This is a genomic window from Halomonas sp. KAO, from assembly GCF_015595025.1.
GTDB lineage: Bacteria > Pseudomonadota > Gammaproteobacteria > Pseudomonadales > Halomonadaceae > Halomonas.
On the sequence record NZ_JADNRL010000019.1, the window covers coordinates 497,540 to 499,375 of the forward strand.

At 62.8% G+C, this 1,836-nt stretch carries 1 protein-coding gene; it reads right to left on the bottom strand.

What is annotated here, in order from left to right:
• On the bottom strand, nt 1-1,836 hold a 1,836-nt coding region (locus IOC61_RS08520; protein ID WP_229333055.1), incomplete at both ends, for a beta strand repeat-containing protein.

Consider the following 1,836-nt stretch of genomic DNA (forward strand, 5'->3'; position numbering starts at 1 on the left):
CCGTGTTGCTAGCCGCATCGATACCACTGGTGGTGACACTCGGGCCACCGGCGATGGTCATGCCGTCGGCGCCATACTCGGTGCTGTTGGTGCCGTCGGTGACGCTGGTGCCGGTTGCAGTCACTTCGGTGACATTGCCGCCCTCGGCGACTGTCAGGCCATTGGTGTCGAGCCTGCTGTTACCGGTGGTCAAGCTGTCGGCCGTGAGGTTGGCGGCCAGGTCGAAGGTGACGTTGTTGTCGGCGGCGGTCTTGCTGACCACGATATTGCCGTCACTGTTGTTCAGATCGACGCTGTCGTTCGGCCCCACATTGGTCGGGTTGCTGCCCTGGGCGCTGATGTCCCAGCCCGCAGTGGCCACCGCATTGACGTCCTCCAGCTGACCTTCGGTCGCCGCACGGTCATCGACCACGTTAGTGGGATCGAAAGTGGTGTTGCCCAGCCCGTCGATGGTGTCGCCACCACCGGTATTGACGGTCACGTTGCCGAATTGCGGCTGATCGCTCATCACGATCGAGAGCTGGCCGTTGGCGTTATCGGCGACGGTCGTGATGTTGGTGTTGCCACTGGCATCCGCGCCACCAATGATGTCGAGGGTCTGACCCAGGTCACGGTGCACGTCGGTGCCGCTGTCGCCGGCGAAGTTCATGCCGTCGGCAGTCAGGCTATCGCCGAGGCCGCCCAGCTGTGCTTCGCTCGCCGCCTGGTCACTCGTGCTGTAGTCCGCCGTGGGATCATAGGTGGTGTTCGACAGCCCACTAACCACATCTTGGCTGCCATCCACCACAACGTTGCCGCTGGTGACGTTGTTCGCCCCAATCGTGGTGGTCGTGGTGCCATCGGTCACACTGGTGCCGGTCGCGGTCACCTTGGTGACATTACCGGCGCCGTCATCGGCGGTCACGCTGGCAACATCAATGTTATCGGCCAGATCAAAGGTGACGTTGTTGTCGGCGGCGGTCTTGCTGACCTCGATATTGCCGTCACTGTTGTTCAGATCGACGCTGTCGTTCGGCCCCACATTGGTCGGGTTGCTGCCCTGAGCGCTGATGTCCCAGCCCGCAGTGGCCGCGCTGTTGGCCGAGCGGATGGCGTCATCGATGGTGCTCTCGCCGGTACCGCCCACGTCACTCATGGTGAAGTCGTTGCCGGTGTAATCGGCATTGCCACCCAGCACGTTGCTGGCCAGGCTGTCGCCCGCTGCCTGCAGCTGGCTGCCGTTGATGGCATCGCTGCTGCTGCTGTTGATGGCGCCATCGGCCACGCCGGTGACCGTGTTACCGGCCGCATCGATGCCACTGGTGGTGACACTCGGGCCACCGGCGATGATCATGCCGTCGGCGCCATACTCGGTGCTGTTGGTGCCGTCGGTGACGCTGGTGCCGGTTGCAGTCACTTCGGTGACATTGCTGCCGTCGGTGACTGTCAGGCCATTGGTGTTGAGTGTGCTGTTGCCAGTGGTCACGCTATCGACGGTAATGTCGTCGTTCAACGCCACCTGAACCTTGGCATCATCGTCGACGCCGGACTCGGTCACGGTCACGTTGCTATCACCCTCGAACGTCACCTTGCCGTTCGGGCCGATGTTGTGACTATTGCCGTTGGTGTCGGCCACGTTCCAGCCGGCATTGGCAGTGGTATTAGCCGAGCGGATGGCGTCATCGATGGTGCTCTCGCCAGTACCGCCCACGTCACTCATGGTGAAATCGTTGCCGGTGTAATCGGCATTGCCACCCAGCACGTTGCTGGCCAGGCTGTCGCCCGCTGCCTGCAGCTGGCTGCCGTTGATGGCATCGCTGCTGCTGCTGTTGATGGCGCCATCGGCCACGCCGGTGA